Below are 15,326 nucleotides of genomic sequence, written 5' to 3'. Positions count from 1 at the left end.
TTCACCGATCTCGTATCAAACTACTGTGATATCCAGCAATGTCTGCGCGGTGCCAAGTCGATCAGCCTCTTCAGCAGGTTTGTCGCGACGCCAGCGCAGAATTCTGGGGAAGCGAACAGCGATGCCCGATTTGTGGCGTTTGGAGGGATGAATCCCTTCAAATCCGATCTCAAACACCAGCTCCGCTTTCACGGATCGTGCCGGCCCGAACCGCTGCAAGGTGTTGCGCCGTATCCAACGATCCAGCTCGAGGATCTCCTCATCATTCAGGCCTGAATAGGCCTTGGCAAAACTCACCAGCTGGGGTTCCGCGGCATCACTCCAGAGACCGAAGGTGTAGTCCGTGAACAGATTCGCCCGTCGTCCGCTACCGGCCTGGGCGTAGAGCAGCACGGCATCGAGGGTCATCGGCTCCAGCTTGTGCTTCCACCAGTGGCCACGCTTGCGCCCGCTGAGATAGGGGGAGTCGATGTTCTTCAGCATCAGACCCTCCGCTCTGACCTCCCGGGCGTTGTTTCGCTGTTGATCCAGTTCACCCCAGCTCTGCAGGACCCAGCTGGGGCTGCGGTGCAGCCGCCAGGCCTCGCAATGGTCGACATGGTTCAGGACATCGTCGAGCTGGTGTAGGCGTTCATGCAGGGGACGCTGGCGGATGTCGGTGCCGGATCTCTCCAACAGGTCGTAGGCGACGAACCGCATCGGACACTCACGCTTCAGCGTGCTGCCCACTGTTTTGCGCCCAAGGCGTCGTTGCAATTGATCAAACCCCAATGGTGTTTCGTCTCCTTCGCGCCAGCAGATCACCTCCCCATCGAGCACGGTTCCCTGCGGCAAGGCCGCAGCCACATCCACGAGCTCCGGAAAGCTGTCGTTCACCAGCTCTTCACCCCGGCTCCACAGATAAACGCCCGTGCCGCGATGGATCAGCTGGCCGCGGATGCCATCCCATTTCCATTCAACCCGCCAGCCGCTGGCTGGTGTCTCAACGAGGCGTTCCGGCTCCAGTGGACTGGCCAGAAAGAAGGGGTAAGGCACACCGCTGGATTGATGTTCTTCAGGAGCCTCAGGTCGAGATAAGGCAAGGAATGCAGACGCTGAGGGCGTGAATCCCCCCATCAGCCGCTGCACCACCAAGGTGTCCTCCAGCTCAAAGGCCGTGGCAAGCGCCCTGCTGATTAGTCCAGTGGACACGCCGACGCGAAAGCCGCCGGTGAGCAACTTGTTGACGATGAAGTGCAGTTCATCCGGTACCGAGTGCCAGAGATGGATCACGGCATCGGCCTGCTCGTCGTCCTTCAGTGCACCGATCGCTGGCAGCAAGGTTTCCATCCACCAATGCAGCGGCTGCTCTGGCTTGATGGAGGGCAGATCCGTTGCTTGGCCTTGGATCCGATCCTTCACGGCTGGCCAGAGCAGGCTGATGGTTTCCGCCGAATCGCCCACCTGGCCATGGCAGTCGGCGATCAGCCATTCCTGTAGTCCACCTCGATCCCGAAGAATGTCCCTCAGCCGTCGTCCGGTGATCAGCCGCCGTCGCCGTTTCCCGAGCAGCAGCTGCAGGGCCCACGCTCCATCAGCAGCGGGCGTGCTGCGGAAGTGCTCCGCCAGCGCCATCACCTTGGCGTTGGTTCCATTCATCCGATCCAGTCGATCGAACAGGGCCTGGAAGGCCTTCATGGAGGCATGCGTCTGTGGGTCATCCTGACCAGTGGAACCCAGCTGATGTCGTAACGAACCCGTTCCCGCAGCTTGGATGACAGTTCCAGGGCTCTCCGGGAGTTGATGGGACGACTTGTGTATCGGAGTTGGTGAGCACAATCCCCCGGACGGGTGATGTGTTCCGACTGTTTTGGGCGGATGGTGTGTCAAGTTGAGACAAGCCCATGACCCGCCAACGACTCGCTGGAGCTGTTACCGCCTACGGCCTTCTCGCTGTGGCCCTCGCGCCTGTTGTTCTGGTGATTAACAGCCTGCCCGGCTGACCTCCGGGAAGTGCTCGGACATGCAGCCCTGACAGATCCCATGGCTGAAGTTCAAGGTGCTGTGCCGCATCATGTAATCCTCGAATGGCTGCCAGCCTCCGCTGCCATCCCGGATCTTGCGGCAGTAGCTGCAACTGCAGATCAAGCCTTTGCTGTCTTGAAGTTTGCAGAACTCTTCCAGAAGATCCAGGGATCTCCTGCGGAGTTCCAGCAGTGTGACCACTTGATCCGCTAATCGTTGCATCACCTGAATCTGAACGCTCGTCAATGATTTCGGCATCCGATCAATCACACAGAGGGTGCCAATCCTTTGATCATTTGGTGTGTTAAGTGGAAAGCCTGCATAAAGCCGGATGTTGGGATCTTCCCGCACCAGTGGATTGTCCTGGAACCGTTGATCAAACAAAGCATCCTCAACGATCAGTGGTTGGGGATTCAGAATGGTGTGGGCACAGAAGGAAATATCCCGCTCTGTTTGTTGCTGGTCACATCCAACCCTCGATTTAAACCACTGCCGACTTTGATCCACCAGGGAGATCAGAGCGATAGGAGCATGGCAGATCATGGCCGCCATGCTTGTGATGTTGTCGTAACTCTCTTCAGGCTTTGTCCCCAGAATTCTGTATTCACTGAGCGCGCGGAGTCGCTCAACCTCGTTGATGGGCTTCGGCGCAGCTCCCACAGACCCTCTGGACGTCACTCACACCGCGGTAACCCTGTCTCGATATGGGATGCCATAAATAACATTGAATGTTAAGAGAACATTTGTAAGTCTTTGTCGCGAACTGTTGTCGTGGTTCGTCGGAACTGTGCTGTTCTGATCGAAAGTTGTTCTATCACGATCACTCGACATGGCTTTGCTCTGGGAGAGCCTCGCTACTCAGCTGGATCGAGTGCGCGCCACCAACACGGTTTCGCAGAGCAGCGTCTCCACCATCACCACCACGGTGGCCGATGACCCAACGGATCGCCGTCGCCGCCTTGAGAAGGCTCTTGAGGCCATCAAAGACAGCGGCAACGCCATGTTGGTTGAGTCGTTGAAAGCGGCGATTGAAGGTCGACAGGCCAATCTCAATCTGCCCGAGCTTCCCGAAGGCATCGCCAAGTTTTAATCCGCTTCCCCTTCGAACAAGGTTTCAAGGGGCTCCGCCTCAATCCCCTCGATCTCGCGCAGATATCGGGCCAGAACATCACTCTGGCCGTGGGTCACATAAACCTTGCGTGCTCCGGACTGCCTCACCGTCTGAATTAACCCAGGCCAGTCGGCGTGATCGCTCAGCACAAAGCCGCGTTCGTAACCCCGGCGACGCCTGGCGCCCCGAACGGCCATCCAGCCTGAGGCAAAACCCGTTTGAGGAGAGCGGAAGCGCCGCATCCAGCTGGAGCGATGGGCGGATGGTGGCGCCAGCACCAAACGTCCGGCCAGGGAGTCTGATCTTGGGAGATCACTCACCGGCCGGCTGGGCGTCATGGGGACAGCGGCGGCCCGGTAGTGGCGGGTCACGGTTTCAACGGCGCCGTGCAGCAGCACTTCGTCGTTCACACCGATGGCGTTGAGCTCCGCCATCAGTCGCTGCGCCTTGCCGAAGGCGTAACAGAACAACAGCGATGGTCTCTGTCGATCACCCTGCCACCAGGCCCGAATCTCCTCGGCGATCTCCGTTCCGGTTTGCCAGCGATAGATGGGCAGCCCGAAGGTGGCCTCGGTGATCAGCACGTCGCAGGGGACCGGTTCAAACGGCACGCAGCTGGGATCGGCATCCCGCTTGTAATCCCCGCTTACCACCCACACTTCACCATCCACCTCAAGGCGGATTTGGGCCGACCCCAACACATGACCGGCGCTGTGGAACGACACGCGGCATTGCCCCAGCCAGTGTTCCTCGCCGTACTGAACCGGTTGCAGGGTGATGTCTTGCCCGAGGCGTTGCCGGAGCACGCCTTCACTGCTGGCCACGGCCCAGTACTCACCGCATCCGGGACGAGCATGGTCAGCATGGGCATGGGTGATTAGGGCTCTGGGGACCGGACGCCAAGGGTCGACCCAGGCATCGGCCGCTCGGCAGTACAGCCCCTCATGGGTGCGTTCAATCACGGCTGATCACCTGGGAGGATCAACAAGCACGCCAGCAGACCGATGCGGCAAGACGACGACTGCGATTTCCGCGAACCCTGGGCTGCGGACCACGAGCCACGATCACGATCCTCTGAACGACCGCCGGTGTTTCGGTTCCGTGAGGCTGGTGTGGAACGCTTCAACGATCTCTACGACGACGGATACGACGATGAATGAGCCAGCTGGCCTCAGCGACTCAGTTCCAGCATCCGTTCGATTGGTCTGAGGGCTTGTTGGCGAAGCTCCTCGTTGAGTTCCACCGCCGGTTCAAGTGTCTCCAGGCAATCGTGCAGTTTCTGCAGTGTGTTCAGACGCATGTAGGGGCAGGCATTGCAGCTGCAGCCGTCGAGTCCGGGCACATCGATCAGGGTTTTGGTCGGTACCCGCCGCTTCATCTGATGCAGGATTCCCGGCTCTGTCAGAACAATGAAGGTGGCAGCCGCACTCGAGTGCGTGTGGTTCAGCAGCTTGCTGGTGGAGCCGATGAAGTCCGCCAGGTCGAGCAGGTTCTCCTGGCACTCCGGGTGGGCGATCACCTCGGCATCGGGGTGCTCAAGCTTGAGTTGGAGAACCGCCTCCTCGCTGAAGGTTTCATGGACGATGCAACGTCCCGGCCAGAGGGTCAGTTCCCGTCCACTCTGTTGTTGCACCCAGCGGCCCAGGTTCTGATCCGGAGCAAACAGCACTGGCCTTTCTGCGGGTAGCTGGCGGACCAGATCCACGGCATTGCTGCTGGTGCAGATCAGATCGCTCTGAGCCTTCACGGCCGCAGTGCAATTGATGTAACTCACCACATAATGGTCCGGATGCTTCTGGCGGAAGGCCGCGAAGTCGTCTGCCGGACAGTCGTCTGCCAGGGAGCAGCCGGCATCAAGATCTGGCAGCACAACTGTTTTCTGCGGGCTGAGGATCTTGGCGGTTTCCGCCATGAAGTGGACACCGCAGAAGGCGATCACATCGGCATCGGTGCTGGCGGCCTTGCGGGACAGCTCGAGTGAATCACCGATGAAATCAGCGATGTCCTGGATCTCAGGCTCCTGGTAGTAGTGCGCCAGGATCACAGCATTGCGCTCCTGCCGGAGTCGGTTGATCGCCGCAACGAGGGCGGTGTCAGCGCTCATCGGAGTCCGGACGGGGCAGGATGGGACCCAGCCTAGGCATCTGCTCTGACGCATCTCCGTCTCGCGATTGCAGGAGATCTGCACGGCGCCTGGGGTGCGGAGGATGAGCACTTGCTGAACCAGCTTCGCCCCGACGCTGTTCTGTTCGTCGGTGATCTCAGCGATGGCGATCTGCGCTTGACCCGTCGGATCCGTTCCCTGCCCCATCCCAAGGCAGTGATCCTGGGAAATCACGACCGTGGACGGGACCGCAGCGGTGGTGTGCTGCGCCAGCAACTCACCCTGCTGGATGGTATTCACTGCGCCTGGCAACGGCTTCGCCTCGACCCGTTGCCGCTGTCGATCGTGGGGGGGCGACCCTGCAGTTCCGGTGGAGGGTTTCAGCTGTCCAAAGCCGTTGAGGCCATTTACGGACCCGTGTCGTTGGAGGAATCGGCGCAGCGCATTGCGACAGCTGCTGCCGAGGTGCCTGCGGATCAGCCCTTGGTGGTGATGGCCCACTGCGGACCCACCGGTCTCGGCTCGGATCCTGCCAGCCCCTGCGGTCGTGACTGGAAAACCCCAGCTCTTGACTGGGGCGACCAGGATCTGGCCCTGGCCATCGATCGCATCGCTCGTCACCGCATTCCCGATCTGGTGGTGTTCGGCCACATGCATCACCAGCTCAAACGAGGCTCCGGTCTGCGTCAGAGCCTGGTCCGTGACCGCCGTGGCACGGCGTATCTCAATGCCGCCTGCGTCCCCCGCAGAGGTCGCGATACCGGTAACAAGCTTTTGTTGCATCTCTCCTGGGCGGAGTTCGAGGGGCCTGCCCTTACCCACCTCAGCCACCGCTGGTATCAACCGGACGGCCAACTGATGCATGAGGAGCTGTTGCCACAACAGGAGCCTCTGGTGTGCTGATCTACGTCTGCAGCAGCAGCCATGGCTTTGGGCATGCCGCCAGGGATGCCGCTGTGCTCCAGCAGCTGCGCCGGCTTCGCCCGGATTGGCGACTGGTGATGAGTTCGATGGTCAGTTCTGGCTTTCTGTCGCTGTTGCTGGGGGATGGGGGCATCGAACAACGACCCTGTCGCTGGGATGTGGGCATGGTGCAGGCCGATGCGCTCGGTTCCGATCCATCCGCCACGCTGATCGCCCTGGCCGAACTCGATGCCCGACTGCCGGCGCAGGTTCAGTCGGAGGTGAACTGGGTGCGCGAGCAGGGCTTGCCGGTGTTGATACTGGGGGACATTCCTCCCGCTGCGGCGCTGCTGGCTGAAGCGCTTGATGCGCCTCTGGTGTGGATGAGCAATTTCGGCTGGGACGCGATCTATCGCCCCTTCGGCGGTGTGTTTGAGCTGATGGCGGAGCGTGCGCAGGCGGCCTATCGGTGTGGGCAGCTGTTGCTGCGCTGCCCCTTTGATCTCGTCATGGACTGGGGGCTGCCTGAACAACGGCTCGACCTGGTCTGCAGCAGCCCCAGAGCCCTGCCGGAGGTCTTGCAAGCGTTGCTGGCGGGCCTGGACTCTCCGATAATCCAAGTGGGCTTCGGCGGAATGGGATTGGAGCTGGATCCGCAGCTGTTCGCTCACTGGCCGGATCATCACTTCCTGATGGCCAGTCCGCCCGATCCGAAAACCTGCGCGCGATTGGCCGGTACCTCCAATCTGACGCTGTTGCCGGCCGGGGTGCGTCCCCTGGACGCATTCCCCCTCTGCGAGCGGCACATCGGCAAGCCGGGCTTCAGCACCTTCTGTGAGGCCTTGTCGCTTGATCTGGGCCTGCACGTGGTGGAGCGCCGCGATTTCGCTGAGGTAAGCGCCTTGATGAACGGCCTGACGCGCCATGGACGTCACCGACTGCTGAGCCGCGATCAGTTGATGGGCGGCGATTGGCAGCTGGATCAACCGCTGTTGCACGCCAAGGCGGAGCCCCTGTCGCCTGGTGGGGCTCTGCAGGCGGCTGAGCAGCTGATCCAGGTTGGCGACCAATTGTGTAATTAATTACGAAAAAATTAAAAAATGTGTCAGAGGCGACATTGCTGCCGACGCTGATGCAACGGTCGATTTGTTGACTGGCATATATACTTATTGATCTTGCATTCGTCTTCGACAAAGTCGCAAGGAAAGGAAAAGGTATTCTTTTCGCTCGCCAAAGACAATCATCCGCTTCTGATTGTTTTGGCCTCCGTTTCGGAATCTGCCCCCTGAATGCTTCTTATGGCTATCCACGCTCTGATTGGTCGCAAGTCACTTGTCGCGGCCGTCATCGCTGGATCCCTGCCGCTGCTGGTTTCGCCTGCTCCCACCGCGGCGACGCTTCTGCCTTCTGACTCCCGTGCTCAACTGCTGAGTGAGCCCGATGCCGTTCCGTCCCGGGCCATTCCTTATGTAATCACCCCGGAACGCCGGGCGATGCTCAATACCATTCGCTTCGCGGAAGGCACCTGGAAGGGTGGCCTTGATGTGGGCTATCGCGTGATGTTCGGCGGAGGCCTGATGCCCTCGCTCGACCGCCATCCCAACCGTGTGATCTACCGTTCGCGGTACGCCAGTGCCGCAGCAGGCGCCTACCAATTCATGCCTTTTACCTGGAACCTGGTGAAGCGCAGCATCGGTGTACGGGGTTTCGGACCTGAAGCCCAGGACCAGGGCGCGCTGTTCCTCATTCAGCGTCGCAAAGCCCTTGGGCTCACAGATGCAGGCGCTCTTACCCCGATTCTCACGGCCAAGCTGGCTCCCGAATGGGCATCGTTCCCGACCCTTGCCGGTCGCAGTTTTTATGGCCAGCCCGTCAAAAAGTATTCACGGCTCCGTTCCTTCTACGACGTGAATCTTCAGGAGCTGCGCCGCATCCGCGACGAGAAGCGCCAGCAGCTGGCCCTCAACGTGGCTCCGCCCCCAGCGATCTGCACAGGGTCCCGCATCGCCTGCGCGACCCAGCTCTGAGGGCCCCCTCAACTCTCCGGTTCCTGGTTGAGGCGCCGCCCCACTGTTGCTTGAGCAATGAGATAAGCGACCACAGCGCCTGCCAGGAATCCCACGCCATTCCGGACAATCGGCAGGATGTCGGATGTGCGGGTGATCACCGGCGCGATGCCGAACACTCCAAACAACATCACCCACAGCGGGGAGAGCAGGAGTAACCAGGCCCAGGCCACCGTTTCGCCTTCCTTGCGTGGGTAGGCGGCAAATCCTGCAATCAGACCTCCCACGGCGGAGGTGGTGAGGGTCCACAGCCATTGCTCGAGAGGCAGCCCCGGCACCACCTGGCAACCGCCCCTCTCCAGACAGACTTCAACAGCGTTGAGGGCATCGACGATGGCGCCATCCTCACCGTGTTCCTTCACGTAGTACTGGTTGCCGAATCGCGTCTGCAGCTCAACCCAGTAGGTGCGTGGCATCAACGCGAAAAAGGCGTCGCCCACGTTGAAGTTGAGCAGGTTGCCGCCACGGGGGTCTGCCACCAGCAGCAGGCTGCTTTCGTCCAGCCCCCAGAATTCCTTCACGGCCCGACCTGGGGTGCGTTCGTACTGCGTCAGAACCCGCAGCTTCCAGCCCGTGGAGGCCTCAACGTCGTTGAGTCTCTTCTCCAAACTGGAGCGTTGGGGATCGGTGAAGGCCTTGGCGAGATCGATTACCGGCGTCGGGTGGTCCGGCAGCAGCTCGGGATTGTCGTAGGCGTGAGCCGGCAGAGCTCCGGTCAGGGTGATCAGGGTTGTCAGCAGCACAGCCCACAGCCCTGCGATGCGATGTGTTCCCATGGACTTGCTGTAGTGGCGGGCATTCTCTCCAATGAATCCGACGGCTGCGGACTGTCCGGCCTGGTTGGCAACGCTTCTCCACCAGTCCGGTGGCACGGTTCCCTTCCGTCAGTTCATGGACTGGGCCCTGCATCATCCAGAACACGGTTATTACGGATCAGGCCGGGTTCGGATCGGTCCCCAAGGGGACTTCGCGACGTCACCATCGCTGGGTCCTGATTTCGCAAATCTGCTCGGTCGTCAACTGATCGATCTGCTGCGCAGCCTGTGCGATCAGGCTTCGACCTTGTCCTTGGTGGAGGTTGGACCAGGTGAAGGTGATCTCGCTGCCGATCTGCTGACTGTTCTGTCGCGCCAGGATCCCGATCTGATCGAGCGCTGTGAGCTTGTCCTAGTCGAACGCAGCCCCTCTCTCCGCCAGCGGCAGCAGCAACGACTTCAGGGAATCAGCGGCTGTCCGGTGCGCTGGTGTGGCATCGAGAAGCTGCAATCCTCTCCCGTTCAAGGCGTCGTACTGGCCCATGAACTGCTTGACGCTTTCCCGGTGGATCGCCTGGTGCTCCATCAAGGAGAGCTTGCCCTTCAGGGGGTGCGTCTGGAGCAGAACGATCAACTGACCTCGACGCCACTTGCCCTCCCTGACACGCTGCAGGAGCAGCTGCAGACCAGTGGACTGGAGCTACCCCCGCCTGGCAGTGAAGACGGTTGGACCACGGAATGGCACAGCAGCTTGTGGCCGTGGTTCGGGACGCTGGCTTCAGCGGTGTCCGATGGGGCCCTGCTGGTGATCGATTACGCCCATGAGGCCTCCCGTTATTACACCGCCCGACGCTCGGAGGGGACACTCATGGCCTATCGCGATGGCATGGCAGGGATGAACCCTCTGGCCCATGCCGGGGAGCAGGACCTCACCGCCCATCTCTGCATCGAGACCGTGACCCAGGCCGCTGCACACCACGGTTGGCAGCTGCGGGACCAGAGGCGTCAGGGGGAGGCGCTGCTTGCCCTCGGCCTGGCGAACGACCTGCATGCGCTGCAGCAGTTGCCCGCCAGCGAACTGGCCGAGGCGTTCCGACGGAGAGAGGCTCTGCTGCGACTGGTGGATCCTGCCGCCCTTGGCGACTTCCGCTTGCTGTTGTTCAGCCGCGGGGCTGGTGCGGACCGTTTCAGCCTCGCAACTGATCCAGACAATGCAGGATCTCGTCCCGGCTGATGTCATCGCGGATCTCCACGCGGCCGATGGCCGTGGGCAGCACGAAGCGCAAGCGACCGTCTTTCACCTTCTTGTCTCCCTGAAGGGTACGCAGCACGGCGTCAGGATCCAGATCCGGCCAGGCCGTCGGTAGCCCACAGCGCTGGATCAGCTGCGTCTGGCGCCCGGCATCCTCCGCCGTCCAGCTGCCGCGGTTCACGGCCAACTGCCCCACCGCCACCATCCCGATAGCCACTGCCTCGCCGTGCAGCCAGGTGCCGTAACCACAAAGGGTTTCCACCACATGACCGAAGGTGTGGCCGTAATTCAGCACGGCCCGCAGCCCCCCTTCCCGTTCATCCGCAGCAACCACCCGTGCTTTTGCCGCTGCCGATCGTTCCAGAATGTTCTCGAGCCGGCTGTTGCCAAGGCCAGCGGCTGAGTTGGGTTCTGGCCTCTCCTCCAGCCACTGGAACAGCTCGGGATCGCCAAGGATTCCGTACTTGATCACTTCCGCCATGCCGGCCCTGAACTCCCGCTCCGGAAGGGTGTTGAGCGTTTCTGGATCGATCAGCACCAGGCTCGGCTGGTGAAAGGCGCCGATCAGGTTCTTGCCGCCGGGATGGTTCACCCCCGTTTTGCCGCCGATGGCGGCATCGACCATGGCCAGAAGGGTTGTGGGGACCTGAATCACCCGGATCCCTCGCAGCCAGGTGGCTGCTGCGAAGCCGGTCATGTCTCCGACAACCCCTCCACCCAAGGCCAGCATCAACGAGCTGCGCTCCAGGCGCTGTTCAAAGGCGGCGTCATGGATGGCGGCCACCGTGGCTGGAGTCTTGCGGTCTTCTCCCGCATCAATCACCAGCAGGTCGGCGTGGAAGCCCTGGAGCCGCAGGCTTTGCAGGCATCCCTCTCCATAGGGGGCGGCGACGTCTGGGTTGCTGACCACCAGGATCCGTCGGCCGGGCTGAATTCCGGCGTTCAGGAGCTCGTCCCCAAGGCGGCTCAGGCCACCGGCGCCGATCACCACCTCATAGGGGTTGCGTTCCAAGGCGACGGCGATCCGACGCAGGGTGGGTGAGGAGACCATGGAGCGTCCTGCATTGGCACCACTCTGCCGGGCGGAGACGGTCAACCCGCCGTAACCTCATGCCAGTGACAGCAGCACCTTGCGCCGCAGTCTTGTCGCCTGGGCGTTTCTGTTGCCGGCCCTGGTGCTGATCAGCCTGTCGGTGCTGGTTCCAGCCCTGATGGCGCTGGTGATGAGCTTCACCGCCTCCGGCTTGGATGTGACGGAGCCACTCCGCTTCGTCGGACTCGCCAACCTGCAGCGGTTGTTGTCGGATCCGATGGTGCGTCGGGTGATGCTCACCACGTTTCTCTATCTCTTCGGTGTGGTCCCGCCGATTGTTGTCGGCTCACTGGCTCTGGCGGTTCTGGTGAATCGGGGCCTGCCCGGCAGTCACCTGATGCGCGGCGCGTTCTACACACCGGTGCTGGTCTCCATTGTGGTGGCAGCCATCGCCTTCCGTTGGCTCTACGCCGAAAACGGCCTGATCAATGGCTGGCTGGCTGTGTTGCTCGGCCCAGCCTTCACCCCGATCGGTTTTCTGACGTCACCACAGCTCGCTCTGCCTGCCGTGATGGTGGTTACGTTGTGGAAAGGGCTCGGGTATTACATGGTGATTTTCCTGGCGGGATTGCAGGGGATCCCGAAAGAGCTCTACGAGGCGGCCGAACTCGATGGCAGCGAGGGCTGGCGCCAGCACGTGGACATCACCCTGCCGTTGCTTCGTCCCTACGTTTCCCTGGTGGCTGTGGTGTCGTCGATCGCGGCCACCAAGGTGTTTGAGGAGGTGTTTCTGATGACTCAGGGTGGGCCTGCCGATTCAACGCGGACCATCGTTTATTACTTCTATGACCAAGCCTTCGCTGAACTGGAGATCAGTTATGCCTGCACCCTCGGGCTTGCTCTGTTCCTTGTGGTGATGCTGTTCACCCTGGTGCGTCTGGCCTTCAGTGGCAATCGTGCCCTGATCTGAGAGGTCAGGCGCTCCATTGAGTGGCAAGCTGCGGGAGATTACGCACCCATGGGGAATGACCACCACGGCCGAGATGATCGGTGTCGTCGGCGGCGGCCAGCTCGCTCGCATGATGGTGGAAGCTGCTGCAGAACGGCAGGTGGCCGTGGCGGTTCAGACCGGTTCCACCGACGACCCCGCTTGTGCTGGTTCGTCCCGTCAGGTCATCGCGGACCCTCGTGACACAGCAGGAACCCGCCAATTGGTGGTGGGCTGCCAGGGAATCACGTTTGAAAACGAGTGGGTCAACATAGATGCCCTCATTCCCCTGGAACAGCAGGGTGTGAGGTTCCGACCGGCCCTTTCTGCCCTTTCACCTCTGATCAACAAGCTGTCGCAGCGGCAGCTGTTGTCAGATCTCTCCATTTCCGCGCCTCCGTGGTGCCCGTTGAGTCGGATCCCGCCGGCTCAGCCAGCCCTGCCTCAGGGGTGGTCATTTCCGGTGATGGCGAAAGCGGCCCATGGCGGATACGACGGCAAGGGGACCGTCGTTGTGGAGTCGATTGAGGATCTGGCTCGCTTGATCCGCAGTGTGGAGAGGGATGAGTGGCTGCTGGAGTGCTGGGTGGATTACGAGCGAGAGCTGGCGCTGGTGGTGAGTCGTGATTCCCAGGGACGGGTTCGCCGTTTCCCTCTTGTGGAAACCCACCAAAGCCAGCAAGTCTGCGACTGGGTTCTGGCTCCTGCGGCTGTTGACCAAGGGGTGGAAGCCCAGGCCTACAACGTGGCAGCGTCCCTGCTCACCAAACTCAATTACGTCGGGGTTCTGGCCCTGGAGTTTTTCTTCGGACCCGATGGGTTACAGGTGAACGAAGTGGCTCCGCGAACACACAATTCCGGCCACTACTCGATCGAAGCCTGCAGCAGCAGTCAATTTGACCAACAGGTGTGCATTGCGGCCGGTCTGCCGGTTCCATCGCCTGAATTCACCAGCAATGGTGCACTAATGGTGAATCTGCTGGGGCTTGAGACAGCCACCACGCCATTACAACAACGCTTGGACGCTTTAGCGGCTTTGCCGGATGCGCACCTGCACTGGTATGGCAAGTCACCGGAAACTCCTGGACGCAAACTCGGTCACGTGACCGTGTTGCTCTCGGGGGCTGATGCAAAGCAGCGAGAGCATCAAGCCGAATCCGCACTGGAGGTTATCCGCGGCATCTGGCCGTCTCCAACGGTGAATTCAGCTTTAAGCTGAAACCTGAACTGCTGTGTTGGTGACGGCCTTTTTCTAGTGCTCTGATCTGACTCTCTTTCGACTTGGGGAGACTGTCGTGACGGTGCCGTAAACCGGCCCTGTAGCCGGAAACGAATCCCCACTTTGTTTCCCCTTCTGGTTCTTCCAGGTCGACCACTGGGGCTCGCACGGCACGGTGGTTCACCCCATTGATCAAGCCTGACGATGCCGACGCTGTTTCTTGTGATCGGACTGGTTCTGGCGCAGGCGGAGCCCGTGCGCTTTCTGCCCGATGACGCTCAGGTGGCTTGCCGCGCCATCCTTACCCAATGCTTCCGTCGCTCGGACTGGGCCGGCCTCTGCGACAGTCAGTCTGAAATCAGACTGTCAGTCCCCGAGACATGCCAGGCGGCTCAGAAGCACTGATTGACGACTCAGGGCCTGTGGTCATCGACGACCTTTTGAAGTTGGCTCTGTTCCAGCTCTGTGACAACAAAAACTTCTTGAACACTGCTGCCCTTGCGAGCCATCAACTTGAACCCGCCGCGAATGGGGGTTGAAACCCGCAGTTGAAGCGTCTGACTGCGACCTCGAACCCGATTGATCACGGCTGGCGTGACCGTTTGAATGCGGCGGTCCTTGGCAAGGCTTTTGAGCCAGGGAATCAGCCCGTCCACATAGGTGCTGTGGGTGATGACGACCCGGCCCAAACCTTGAGGAATCCCTGAGAACCGCTTGAAGCTAGCCAGCCTGGCTATGCCGGAGGGAGCCACCAGTGGCCCTGATGCTCAAATCAGTTGACACTCTTCGACGTGCCGTGTCCGGCCCCCTGGCAGAACGTTGCGGTTGTGAAGCCAGAATGTTGACCTCCGAACTCCACGGCATGGAGGTGCGGGGCCTGGCGTTTTGCCCTGGTCGAGTGGTTCGGTTTGTACTCGATGCCAAGACGCAACGACTGCAGACCGTGGATCTGCTGCGACTCACCAAAGCAACGCGACAACCGGCGGATTGAGCTCAGCAGCGTTCGAGTGGAGCCATGGTGAGCCCCTCTGCGGCCAGCTGCTGGTGGTACAGCTCGGCCTGCTCAAGCGGACCGCACCAGACTTCAGCGGAACCCTGTCCGTCGATGCGGTTGGCGAGTCCCCAGGCCTTTTCCTCACTCATGCCCGGGATGATCTTGCGCAGGCTGTCAACCACGTGCTGAAACGTGTTGACGTCGTCATCGAGAACAATCACACGGGCCTGGGGATAGCGCTGGGTGATGGTCTGGCGCTCAAGCAACGACGCTGAGCCAGGACTTGAGCTGCTCATGACAGTTGCTTCAAACGAAGAAGGCTGGCCGTGGACCCTAGGTAGGATCCAGCCATTGAATAAGTCAAGTCAATGCTGTTCACCGTCGCCTGGGCATCGCTCGCCGCCATGTTCAGCTTCTCCATCGCCATGGTGGTGTGGGGTCGCAACGGCGACGGAACCTTGAACTTCTGAGGCCTTGAACGGTCCTGCGACGTTCACGTTCAACCAGGGACTGGAGATCACAGCGGCTGCTCTCCTCGTCTTCGTCAGTGTCTCTGTGATTTATCTGTCCTTCATCGAGTTGCGGGACAGACGTCGGCGTCAACCCTGAGCTGATGGGAAGGCCGGCCAGTCTGCGTTGGATGCTTGTCCATCCGCTGACAACGTCAATCTTCTGCCTTCTGATTGTTCTGCCGCTGGTGCGTTTGGTCACACCGGCTGTTCGGAAAAACGACGCAGCCGGTGATCAAGAGACCATGCATCGTCTGTTGGCGGTCTCAGAGCTTTTGCAAAGCCATCGGGTTAAGGCCGATCAATCGCCGCCGGAGCTCTGGAGTCAGAGGCTTGGATCAGAAGAAGCAACCCGTCTCTCTGGGTGAACAGCAACGGGGCCATCTGG

20 protein-coding genes and 1 other RNA gene are annotated in these 15,326 nt (G+C 60.9%); 13 read left to right on the top strand and 8 right to left on the bottom strand.

What is annotated here, in order from left to right; translation table 11 throughout:
• Positions 1–15 precede the first annotated feature (15 nt).
• Both SynA1524_RS06535 and SynA1524_RS06530 read right to left on the bottom strand, forming a co-directional pair.
• Positions 16–1,677 (bottom strand): ATP-dependent DNA ligase, encoded by a 1,662-nt coding sequence (locus tag SynA1524_RS06535; protein ID WP_186496103.1) that lies wholly within the window; start codon positions 1,675–1,677, stop codon positions 16–18.
• Positions 1,678–1,962: 285 nt separating this feature from the next.
• Positions 1,963–2,664: a GAF domain-containing protein gene (locus SynA1524_RS06530; RefSeq protein WP_186496101.1), complete on the bottom strand. Its 702-nt coding sequence runs from the start codon at positions 2,662–2,664 to the stop codon at positions 1,963–1,965.
• 169 nt (positions 2,665–2,833) lie between these two features.
• Between SynA1524_RS06530 and SynA1524_RS06525 the strand changes: the two genes are divergently transcribed.
• On the top strand, positions 2,834–3,094 hold the full coding sequence (locus SynA1524_RS06525) for a hypothetical protein (protein ID WP_186496099.1): 261 nt from the start codon (positions 2,834–2,836) through the stop codon (positions 3,092–3,094).
• On the opposite strand, the gene SynA1524_RS06520 is transcribed toward SynA1524_RS06525, so the two are convergent.
• Complete coding sequence (locus SynA1524_RS06520; RefSeq protein ID WP_186496096.1) at positions 3,091–4,077, bottom strand: ligase-associated DNA damage response exonuclease; 987 nt, start codon at positions 4,075–4,077, stop codon at positions 3,091–3,093. The genes SynA1524_RS06525 and SynA1524_RS06520 overlap by 4 nt on opposite strands.
• Positions 4,078–4,119: 42 nt before the next feature.
• Between SynA1524_RS06520 and SynA1524_RS06515 the strand changes: the two genes are divergently transcribed.
• Positions 4,120–4,275 (top strand): hypothetical protein, encoded by a 156-nt coding sequence (locus SynA1524_RS06515; protein WP_186496093.1) that lies wholly within the window; start codon positions 4,120–4,122, stop codon positions 4,273–4,275.
• 11 nt (positions 4,276–4,286) lie between these two features.
• Here the strand turns inward: SynA1524_RS06515 and nadA are convergent, their stop codons facing one another.
• Positions 4,287–5,219, bottom strand: coding sequence for a quinolinate synthase NadA (gene nadA, locus SynA1524_RS06510; protein WP_186496090.1), 933 nt, complete (start codon positions 5,217–5,219; stop codon positions 4,287–4,289).
• 45 nt (positions 5,220–5,264) lie between these two features.
• On the opposite strand from nadA, the gene SynA1524_RS06505 reads away from it, so the two are divergent.
• From SynA1524_RS06505 to SynA1524_RS06495, 3 genes are all read left to right on the top strand, one after another.
• The gene (locus tag SynA1524_RS06505; RefSeq protein ID WP_186499550.1) at positions 5,265–6,122 is read left to right on the top strand and encodes a TIGR04168 family protein; all 858 of its coding nucleotides are present in this window, start codon (positions 5,265–5,267) and stop codon (positions 6,120–6,122) included.
• The gene (locus SynA1524_RS06500) at positions 6,116–7,204 is read left to right on the top strand and encodes a hypothetical protein (RefSeq protein ID WP_186496087.1); all 1,089 of its coding nucleotides are present in this window, start codon (positions 6,116–6,118) and stop codon (positions 7,202–7,204) included. The genes SynA1524_RS06505 and SynA1524_RS06500 overlap by 7 nt, the downstream gene beginning before the upstream one ends.
• Before the next feature lie 216 nt (positions 7,205–7,420).
• Complete coding sequence (locus tag SynA1524_RS06495) at positions 7,421–8,149, top strand: glycoside hydrolase family 24 protein (RefSeq protein ID WP_186496084.1); 729 nt, start codon at positions 7,421–7,423, stop codon at positions 8,147–8,149.
• An 8-nt stretch (positions 8,150–8,157) separates the two neighbouring features.
• On the opposite strand, the gene SynA1524_RS06490 is transcribed toward SynA1524_RS06495, so the two are convergent.
• Positions 8,158–8,964, bottom strand: coding sequence for a TPM domain-containing protein (locus SynA1524_RS06490; RefSeq protein ID WP_186496081.1), 807 nt, complete (start codon positions 8,962–8,964; stop codon positions 8,158–8,160).
• A gap of 64 nt (positions 8,965–9,028) precedes the next feature.
• Here SynA1524_RS06490 and SynA1524_RS06485 point away from each other — a divergent pair, with 64 nt between their 5' ends.
• Positions 9,029–10,177, top strand: coding sequence for a class I SAM-dependent methyltransferase (locus tag SynA1524_RS06485; protein ID WP_286188497.1), 1,149 nt, complete (start codon positions 9,029–9,031; stop codon positions 10,175–10,177).
• Here SynA1524_RS06485 and aroB read toward each other — a convergent pair.
• Complete coding sequence (gene aroB, locus SynA1524_RS06480; protein WP_186496079.1) at positions 10,131–11,246, bottom strand: 3-dehydroquinate synthase; 1,116 nt, start codon at positions 11,244–11,246, stop codon at positions 10,131–10,133. The genes SynA1524_RS06485 and aroB overlap by 47 nt on opposite strands.
• Before the next feature lie 79 nt (positions 11,247–11,325).
• On the opposite strand from aroB, the gene SynA1524_RS06475 reads away from it, so the two are divergent.
• The 4 genes from SynA1524_RS06475 (at position 11,326) to SynA1524_RS06460 (ending at position 13,840) form a co-directional block, all read left to right on the top strand.
• Entirely contained in the window at positions 11,326–12,198 is an 873-nt protein-coding gene (locus SynA1524_RS06475) for a carbohydrate ABC transporter permease (protein WP_186496076.1), read from the top strand.
• A 55-nt stretch (positions 12,199–12,253) separates the two neighbouring features.
• On the top strand, positions 12,254–13,435 hold the full coding sequence (locus tag SynA1524_RS06470; protein WP_186496073.1) for a 5-(carboxyamino)imidazole ribonucleotide synthase: 1,182 nt from the start codon (positions 12,254–12,256) through the stop codon (positions 13,433–13,435).
• A 2-nt stretch (positions 13,436–13,437) separates the two neighbouring features.
• Positions 13,438–13,621: non-coding RNA, 6S RNA (ssrS, locus tag SynA1524_RS06465), on the top strand.
• A gap of 18 nt (positions 13,622–13,639) precedes the next feature.
• Positions 13,640–13,840: a hypothetical protein gene (locus SynA1524_RS06460; RefSeq protein ID WP_186496070.1), complete on the top strand. Its 201-nt coding sequence runs from the start codon at positions 13,640–13,642 to the stop codon at positions 13,838–13,840.
• An 8-nt stretch (positions 13,841–13,848) separates the two neighbouring features.
• Here the strand turns inward: SynA1524_RS06460 and SynA1524_RS06455 are convergent, their stop codons facing one another.
• Positions 13,849–14,124 (bottom strand): DUF2103 domain-containing protein, encoded by a 276-nt coding sequence (locus tag SynA1524_RS06455; protein ID WP_186496067.1) that lies wholly within the window; start codon positions 14,122–14,124, stop codon positions 13,849–13,851.
• Between the two features lie 74 nt (positions 14,125–14,198).
• On the opposite strand from SynA1524_RS06455, the gene SynA1524_RS06450 reads away from it, so the two are divergent.
• Positions 14,199–14,426 (top strand): hypothetical protein, encoded by a 228-nt coding sequence (locus tag SynA1524_RS06450; protein WP_186499549.1) that lies wholly within the window; start codon positions 14,199–14,201, stop codon positions 14,424–14,426.
• Positions 14,427–14,428: 2 nt separating this feature from the next.
• On the opposite strand, the gene clpS is transcribed toward SynA1524_RS06450, so the two are convergent.
• On the bottom strand, positions 14,429–14,725 hold the full coding sequence (gene clpS / locus SynA1524_RS06445; RefSeq protein ID WP_186496065.1) for an ATP-dependent Clp protease adapter ClpS: 297 nt from the start codon (positions 14,723–14,725) through the stop codon (positions 14,429–14,431).
• 72 nt (positions 14,726–14,797) lie between these two features.
• On the opposite strand from clpS, the gene petN reads away from it, so the two are divergent.
• Positions 14,798–14,899 (top strand): cytochrome b6-f complex subunit PetN, encoded by a 102-nt coding sequence (gene petN / locus SynA1524_RS06440; RefSeq protein WP_011128167.1) that lies wholly within the window; start codon positions 14,798–14,800, stop codon positions 14,897–14,899.
• A gap of 4 nt (positions 14,900–14,903) precedes the next feature.
• Positions 14,904–15,038: a hypothetical protein gene (locus tag SynA1524_RS13000; protein ID WP_286188496.1), complete on the top strand. Its 135-nt coding sequence runs from the start codon at positions 14,904–14,906 to the stop codon at positions 15,036–15,038.
• Positions 15,039–15,326 lie beyond the last annotated feature (288 nt).

Source organism: Synechococcus sp. A15-24 (assembly GCF_014280195.1).
Classification (GTDB): domain Bacteria; phylum Cyanobacteriota; class Cyanobacteriia; order PCC-6307; family Cyanobiaceae; genus Parasynechococcus.
The sequence above is the reverse complement of the archived record's forward strand: the minus strand, read 5'-3'. Positions and strand labels throughout refer to the sequence as shown.

Excerpts from the sequence above, each read along its gene's own strand:
- SynA1524_RS06535 (WP_186496103.1), bottom strand. The coding sequence starts at position 1,677 with ATGAAGGCCTTCCAGGCCCTGTTCGATCGACTGGATCGGATGAATGGA.
- SynA1524_RS06525 (WP_186496099.1), top strand. The coding sequence starts at position 2,834 with ATGGCTTTGCTCTGGGAGAGCCTCGCTACTCAGCTGGATCGAGTGCGC.
- SynA1524_RS06515 (WP_186496093.1), top strand. The coding sequence starts at position 4,120 with ATGCGGCAAGACGACGACTGCGATTTCCGCGAACCCTGGGCTGCGGAC.
- nadA (WP_186496090.1), bottom strand. The coding sequence starts at position 5,219 with ATGAGCGCTGACACCGCCCTCGTTGCGGCGATCAACCGACTCCGGCAG.
- SynA1524_RS06495 (WP_186496084.1), top strand. The coding sequence starts at position 7,421 with ATGGCTATCCACGCTCTGATTGGTCGCAAGTCACTTGTCGCGGCCGTC.
- SynA1524_RS06490 (WP_186496081.1), bottom strand. The coding sequence starts at position 8,964 with ATGGGAACACATCGCATCGCAGGGCTGTGGGCTGTGCTGCTGACAACC.
- aroB (WP_186496079.1), bottom strand. The coding sequence starts at position 11,246 with ATGGTCTCCTCACCCACCCTGCGTCGGATCGCCGTCGCCTTGGAACGC.
- SynA1524_RS06470 (WP_186496073.1), top strand. The coding sequence starts at position 12,254 with ATGACCACCACGGCCGAGATGATCGGTGTCGTCGGCGGCGGCCAGCTC.
- SynA1524_RS06460 (WP_186496070.1), top strand. The coding sequence starts at position 13,640 with ATGCCGACGCTGTTTCTTGTGATCGGACTGGTTCTGGCGCAGGCGGAG.
- SynA1524_RS06450 (WP_186499549.1), top strand. The coding sequence starts at position 14,199 with ATGCTCAAATCAGTTGACACTCTTCGACGTGCCGTGTCCGGCCCCCTG.
- clpS (WP_186496065.1), bottom strand. The coding sequence starts at position 14,725 with ATGAGCAGCTCAAGTCCTGGCTCAGCGTCGTTGCTTGAGCGCCAGACC.
- petN (WP_011128167.1), top strand. The coding sequence starts at position 14,798 with ATGCTGTTCACCGTCGCCTGGGCATCGCTCGCCGCCATGTTCAGCTTC.